Origin of the sequence: Mesorhizobium sp. M7A.F.Ca.US.011.01.1.1 (genome assembly GCF_003998295.1) — a bacterium.
Taxonomy (GTDB): domain Bacteria; phylum Pseudomonadota; class Alphaproteobacteria; order Rhizobiales; family Rhizobiaceae; genus Mesorhizobium.
This window is the reverse complement of sequence record NZ_RZRT01000012.1, coordinates 47,282-53,549: the sequence shown is the minus strand read 5'-3', so window position 1 is coordinate 53,549 and position 6,268 is coordinate 47,282. Positions and strand designations below refer to the sequence as shown.

Genomic DNA, 6,268 nt, shown 5'->3' with positions numbered 1-6,268 from the left:
TTAACCTGTCATCAGGCGCCCGCAAGCAAGCGGAGCCGACGCCGCCAGACAGAAAACTCAATCCTGTCCCCGCAACCAATCTTCGGTAAGCAAACGGCCCGCCTGGCACAAAGCCCGCGGGCCGTTTGCGTTCAGAGCCCGATAATTTCACAGAATACGCCGACTGGGCGCCATCGTGATTGATCATGATGGTTCAGGAGCCTTTATCCTGAAAGCGGTTCCAGGCGTGCATGCGGTTGGCCACCTGCACCGCGACCGGATGGAACGGAACCGGCTTCATATTGGTGACCGGAAGCGACATCTGATCATCCGTGCGCCGACCTGCCGCCCAGCGGCCGATTTCCTGGCCGAGCGACATGGAGAGTGCAACGCCGCGACCGGAATAGACGCCGCCAAACACCAGGCCGGGGGCGAGACGATAAAGGCGTGGGCGGCGGTCGGGCACCACGGCGAATGTCCCGTGCCAATATTCCACCGTCTCCGGTTCGCCGCCAAAGGCCGGAAAGGCCTTGCCCAGCATGCGCGAGACCTTGGCGCGACCGCGATCGGCCTCGCCGAACCAGAACGTATGCGTGCCGCCGCTGACCAGCCGATTGTCGCGGTCGTAATGGAAATAACGGATGTCGTTGCGCATGTCGGATACGGCTGGATTGCCGACCAGAATCTTGGCGCGCAGGTCCTCCGGCAGAGGATTGGTCGCCGCCTGGAACACTTTTAGCGGCATCAGCGTCTTCTTGAGGCCCGGCCAGATGTCCCCGGTCAGCGCGTTGGTCGCCAGCACCACCTCCGGCGCGGTGACGCTTCCCGACGCTGTAAAGACCCGCCAGCCGCCTTCCACCTTCTCGATGCGCGTTGCCCGGGAGTTTTCGCGAATGGTCACGCCTTCGCGCTCGAGCGCGGCGGCAAGGCCGATGGTCATGGCAAACGGGTTGATATGGCCTGAATTGTGCACCATCCAGCCGCCGAGATAGGGACTGCCGATGCGCGCGGTGGCTTCGTCGCGGTCAAGGATCGAGACATTGGCGCCGAAGGCTTTCCACTCCTCGTAGAACTGGCGGGTGCGGGCAAGCGTCGCCTCTGTGTGCGCGGGCTGAATCCAGCCTTCCTGTACCTGGTGCGCATCGATGTTGAAGCGCTGCATCAGGCCGAAGGCCACGCCGGCGGCATCGGCGACCATGCGGTTGTAGCGGGTGCCGACGGTCTTTCCATATGCTGCTTCGAATTCCGAAGGCGATGCCTTGGAATGGTGGGAGATGACGAGGCCGTTGTTGCGACCGGAAGCCGCCGAACCGATCTCGTTGCCTTCGAGCATGATGACATCGACGCCGCTGTCGCGCGCGCCGAGTGCCGCGGCCATGCCGGTGAAGCCGCCGCCGACGACCAGCACATCCGTCTTCAAATCGCCCTGAAGCGCAGGCGCCGTCCGGCGCAGATCCGCGGTCTTGCGCCACAGATGCGGCGTCTTCCAGTCGACCTCAAACATGAAGCACTTCCTCGGAGGCACCGCCGAGATAATGCTCGCTCAACGCGGAATGCTTGGCCATTTCCTGTGCGGGCGCGTGCAGCTTCACCTTGCCGGTGTTCAGCAGATAGGCGTAGTCGCCGCATTCGAGCGCGAGCTGGACGTTCTGCTCGACGAGCAGGATGGCGATGCCGTTGCGCGACAGGTCGAGGATGATGCGGAAGATCTGATGGACGATCTTCGGGGCAAGGCCGAGGGACGGTTCGTCGAGCATCAGGAGTTTCGGCTCGGCCATCAGCGCGCGACCGATCGCAAGCATCTGTTGCTGGCCGCCGGACATCCGGCTCGCCATGCCATTGCGCCGCTCCTTCAGCACCGGAAAGAGATCGAAGGCTTCGGCGCGCAGCGACTCGAAACTCTTGCCGCCGCGGCCGACATGGGCGGCGACCAGGTTTTCTTCCACCGTCAGGCGCTGGAAAATCTGGCGGCCTTCGGGGCAATGGGTGATGCCCAGGCGCACGACTTGCTCCGGCCGCAGGCCGGTGATGTCGCGCCCTTCGAAGGTGATGCTGCCGGCGGTCGGGCGCGCAACGCCGCAGATGGAGTTGAGCAGCGTCGTTTTGCCTGCGCCGTTCGGGCCGAGAACGACGACGATCTCGTGCGGATCTACGTCGACGTTTATGTCTTCAAGAACGCCGACGCGTCCGTATCCCGAGCTGAGCCCGGCGATCCTGAGCAGCGGCTCGGATGTCGTCGATGTCATTGGCGGTTCCCAGATAGGCGAGTTGGACGTCGGTGCTTGCCTGCACCTCGGCGGGTGTTCCCCGAAAAAGCAGCTTTCCGTGATGCATGACGATGATGTTGTCGCAGAGCGCCATGACCAGATCCATGTCGTGCTCGACGATGATCGTGACACGGTCGGGCGATCGCTGGGCGGCGAGCCTAGCGGTCAACTCGGCCGTCTCGTGATGGTTCAGACCGGCGGCGGGTTCGTCGAGCAGCAGCACGCGCGGATTGCAAACCAGCGCGCGGGCGATCTCCAGCATGCGCTGCCGGCCATAGGGCAGGCTGCCGGCTTCCGCGTTGGCGTGGCCTTGGAGATCGAAGAGACGCAAGATCTCCATACATTTTTCGCGCCGGCGGTCGCGCCGGGCCGAGGCATAGGGCGGCCACAGGACTTCTTTCCAGATGCCGCCGACATCGCTCGGATAGAAGCAGACCTCGAGGTTTTCGAGCGCCGTCATCTGATCGAAGAGACGGATGTTCTGGTAGGTGCGGGCTATCCCCGAATTGGCGATCTGATATTTCTTGAGCTTGTCGAGACGTTTTCCGTCGAGCGCTATCGATCCCGAGGAGACGGTGTAGGAGCCGGCGGTCATGTTGATGAGCGTCGATTTGCCGGCGCCGTTGGGTCCGATCACACCGTGGATCAGACCGGGGGCGAAGGAGGCCGTCACGTCGTCGATGGCGACGACCTGACCATATTCCTTTCGCAGTCTGTTGAAGACCAGGGTCATTTGCCGAACAGCCTCCGGATCAGCTTGTCCGGCCCGAAGCTGCGCGGAACAAGGCCGGCCGGACGCACGATGATCAGGAAGATCATCAACAACCCGAGGAAGAGGATGCGCCATTCGGCGAATTCGCGCAGCACTTCCGGCAGCAGGATCAGGATTGCCGCGCCTGCGACGATGCCGAGAATGTTGCCGATGCCGCCGACCACGATCATCAGCACGATCAGCACGGATTCCTGAAGCGTGAAACTCTCCGGGCTGACAAAGCGTTGCGAGGCGGCGAAGATCGCGCCCGCGATCGAACCGATCGTCGCTGAAGTGGCGAAGGCGGCAAGCTTGGCGTTGGTCGTGTTGATGCCGATGCCGCGCGCGGCGTCCTGGTCTTCGCGGATCGCTGCCCAGGCCTTGCCGAGGATGGACCGCTCCAGCCGCCAGGCGACAAGGCCAGCCAGCAGCACGACGACAAGCAGCAGCCAGAAGAAATCGACGGGCCGGGCGATCTGTATGCCAAGGATCGAAGCCTTGTCGAGGCGGGCGATGCCTTTCGGTCCACCGGTCAGCCAGTCGACATTGTTGATGATGATGCGGACGATCTCGCCGAAGCCGAGGGTGACGATGGCAAGATAGTCGCCGCGCAATCTCAACACAGGGATGCCGAGCAATATGCCGGTGATCGCACCAAGGCAGGCGGCGACGAGCAGGATGAGCAGGAAAGGCAGATGCAGGTCGAGCTGGGGGCTGGCCAGCAGCGCATAGCTGTAGGCACCGACCGCGTAGAAGGCGACGAAGCCGAGGTCGAGCAGGCCGGTATAGCCGATCACGATGTTCAGGCCGATGCCGAGCAGGATATAGATCAGCAGGCTGTCGATGACACGGATGTAGTAGTTGGGCAGAAAGGGCGTCACCGCGATCAGCGCGATTGCGATGGCAAAGACAAGGAACGCGACGGCCCGGCTTGAACGCGGCCTGGCAGCCGCGAGGCTCTCGGCGACGGACATCAGAACTCCCTCTTGTACACGATGCTTTCCTCGGACACGGCCTCGCCCAATATGCCGGCGGGACGAACCAGAAGCACGAGTATGAGGATCGCGAAGGTGAGCACATCGCGATATTCGGTGCCCAGCACGCCATGGGTGATGACGGGCAGCAGCGCGGTTCCGCCCACTTCGACGAAGGCGAGGATGAAGGCGCCAAGCATGGCTCCGGGAATGGAGCCGATGCCGCCGAGGATCGCCGCGGTGAAGGCCTTCAGGCCAATGACGGCGCCCATGGTCGGCGACATGATGCCGTAGTAGCTGGCATAGAGGATGCCGCCGGCCGCGCCGAGCAGCGGGCCGACGAAGAACACCATCGAGATCGCGCCGTTGACGTTGATGCCCAGAAGCTGCGCAGTGGGGCGGCTTTCCGAAACTGCACGCACGATGATGCCGATGCGGCTGCGGTTGACGAGGAAATGCAGACCGAACATCAACACGAAGGCGGCGACGAGGATGCCGATCTGCATCGAGGTGATGGTGCCACCCAGCACCTCATAGCGGACGACAGGGAAGAAGCTCGGAAAGGCGACAGGCTGCGGGCCGGCAAGAATCTGCATGCCGGTGACCAGTGAGAGCGAAACGCCGAGCGAAGACAGCATCGGCGCCAGCCGGGTGGAGTTTCGCAGCGGCTTGTAGGCAACGCGTTCAATGCCGACGCCGATGAAGCCCACCAGGAAGACAGCGATCACAAACGCCACGGTAAGCGCTATCGCAGCCGCCATGCCGACATCGCCGACGAGCATGCTGAGGACCAGAAAGGCGACGTAGGCGCCGAGCATGAACATCTCGCCATGGGCGAAATTGATCATGCGCAGCACGCCATAAACCATCGTGTAACCGAGCGCGATCAGCGCGTAGATCGAACCGATGGTCAACGCGTTGACCGTCTGTTGAATGAGGTTTCCCAGCATGGGCCGGTGTCCTGTGCAATGGGTTCCCGATCGACAGTCCGTCGCACTTTTGTCAGGCGCGGCCGTCGACAGGCAAGAGGAGCCGCCTTCAAAAAGACAGGCGGCTCCGGCGCCGGGCTGCTATTTCGAGCCGACAAGCTGGAACTTCGATCCCTCTACCTTGTAGAGGTATGATGGGGCGACTTTAAGTTCGCCCGTATCGTCGAATTCCAGCTCACCCACGGCGGTCTTGACCTTGACCGCGTGCAGCGCCGCGTTGATGTCCTCGCGCGTCAGGCCCTTGGTCGTCTTCAGCACCTGTTCGAGGATCTGGCCCTGTACATAGCCATAGATCGAGTATGGGCCGGCCTCCTCGCCATACTTGGCTTTGTAGAGCTTGGCGAATTCGGCGATCTCCGGCGAGGCATCCATTGGCGGCACCTGGATGGCGACGAGCGTGCCCTGGACGTTGGGCTCGCCAGCCTGTTTGATCAGGTCCGGCGTATAGCCACCGTCGGGCACGATCAGGGTGGCGGCGATGCCTTGCTCATGCATCTGCTTGGCAAAGAGCGCCAACTGCGGCATGACGGCACCGAGATAGATCACGTCGGGCTTCTTCGGCTTGATCTGCGCCAGCACGGCGGCGAAGTCCACGTCGTTTGGCGCGACCGAAATCGTGTCGATGACCTTGCCGCCGCCACTCTCGAAGTTCTTGGCGAAGATTTCGGAGATTCCCTGGCCGAAAACCTGCTTGTCGTTGACGACCAGCGCAGTCTTGGCGCCGAGCTTGCCGAGCGCGTATTCAGCCGGCAGCAGGGCGCCCGCCAGATCGTTCGCGACCGGACGCACCATGAGCTTGTAGCCCTGCTTGGTCAGCGAAGGGTTGGAGCCGAAGGTCATCGTCGGCAGCGAGCAATCCTCGTAGATCGGCAGAGTGGACTGAGCGACGCCGGAATTGAAGTTGACGAGGCCAATCACGACCTCGTCATTGTCACAGAACTTCTGCGCCACGAGCGTTCCCTCGCGCGGATCGGCTTTGTCGTCTTCCTGTTCATAAGCGACGGTCACGCCATTGACCCCGCCGGCGGCATTCAGCTTGTCGACATAGAGCTTGAAGCCGTTGTGCCATGTGGTGCCGAAATAGGCTTGCGGGCCGGAGAGCGGAGCGGAGAGGCCGATTGTGACCTGCTCGGCCATGGCCGGACCTGCGAACAGCGATGCTCCCACAAGGAGCGCGGCAGTAAATTTCTTCATGATGGTTCCCCTTGGCTACTGGTCACGCCGGGAGCGGCCATTCCGGTCTTCTCTCCCTTGGAACCCATCGAAGCAGACAAAGAGACTGTCGTCAAGAAAGTGTCGACACTATTG

6 protein-coding genes are annotated in these 6,268 nt (G+C 62.4%); all 6 read right to left on the bottom strand.

Annotated elements, in window-relative coordinates; translation table 11 throughout:
- Positions 1-193: 193 nt before the first annotated feature.
- The 6 genes from EOA13_RS14780 to EOA13_RS14755 all read right to left on the bottom strand — a co-directional run bounded on the left by EOA13_RS14780 (position 194) and on the right by EOA13_RS14755 (position 6,154).
- On the bottom strand, positions 194-1,483 hold the full coding sequence (locus EOA13_RS14780; RefSeq protein ID WP_127293587.1) for an FAD-dependent oxidoreductase: 1,290 nt from the start codon (positions 1,481-1,483) through the stop codon (positions 194-196).
- Complete coding sequence (locus tag EOA13_RS14775; protein ID WP_127293585.1) at positions 1,476-2,225, bottom strand: ABC transporter ATP-binding protein; 750 nt, start codon at positions 2,223-2,225, stop codon at positions 1,476-1,478. The genes EOA13_RS14780 and EOA13_RS14775 overlap by 8 nt, the downstream gene beginning before the upstream one ends.
- Positions 2,149-2,979 carry an ABC transporter ATP-binding protein gene (locus tag EOA13_RS14770; protein ID WP_127293583.1) on the bottom strand — a complete coding sequence of 277 codons (831 nt, stop codon included), beginning with the start codon at positions 2,977-2,979 and terminating at the stop codon, positions 2,149-2,151. Before EOA13_RS14770 ends, EOA13_RS14775 begins: the two co-directional genes overlap by 77 nt.
- Positions 2,976-3,971 (bottom strand): branched-chain amino acid ABC transporter permease, encoded by a 996-nt coding sequence (locus EOA13_RS14765; protein WP_127293581.1) that lies wholly within the window; start codon positions 3,969-3,971, stop codon positions 2,976-2,978. The genes EOA13_RS14770 and EOA13_RS14765 overlap by 4 nt, the downstream gene beginning before the upstream one ends.
- Positions 3,971-4,921 (bottom strand): branched-chain amino acid ABC transporter permease, encoded by a 951-nt coding sequence (locus EOA13_RS14760; protein WP_245490377.1) that lies wholly within the window; start codon positions 4,919-4,921, stop codon positions 3,971-3,973. The genes EOA13_RS14765 and EOA13_RS14760 overlap by 1 nt, the downstream gene beginning before the upstream one ends.
- 120 nt (positions 4,922-5,041) lie before the next feature.
- Positions 5,042-6,154: a branched-chain amino acid ABC transporter substrate-binding protein gene (locus tag EOA13_RS14755; RefSeq protein ID WP_127293579.1), complete on the bottom strand. Its 1,113-nt coding sequence runs from the start codon at positions 6,152-6,154 to the stop codon at positions 5,042-5,044.
- Between the last annotated feature and the right edge of the window lie 114 nt (positions 6,155-6,268).

What these genes read in the sequence shown, in the direction of transcription:
- EOA13_RS14780 (WP_127293587.1), bottom strand. Translation starts at nt 1,483, where the DNA reads ATGTTTGAGGTCGACTGGAAGACGCCGCATCTGTGGCGCAAGACCGCG.
- EOA13_RS14775 (WP_127293585.1), bottom strand. Translation starts at nt 2,225, where the DNA reads ATGACATCGACGACATCCGAGCCGCTGCTCAGGATCGCCGGGCTCAGC.
- EOA13_RS14770 (WP_127293583.1), bottom strand. Translation starts at nt 2,979, where the DNA reads ATGACCCTGGTCTTCAACAGACTGCGAAAGGAATATGGTCAGGTCGTC.
- EOA13_RS14765 (WP_127293581.1), bottom strand. Translation starts at nt 3,971, where the DNA reads ATGTCCGTCGCCGAGAGCCTCGCGGCTGCCAGGCCGCGTTCAAGCCGG.
- EOA13_RS14760 (WP_245490377.1), bottom strand. Translation starts at nt 4,921, where the DNA reads ATGCTGGGAAACCTCATTCAACAGACGGTCAACGCGTTGACCATCGGT.
- EOA13_RS14755 (WP_127293579.1), bottom strand. Translation starts at nt 6,154, where the DNA reads ATGAAGAAATTTACTGCCGCGCTCCTTGTGGGAGCATCGCTGTTCGCA.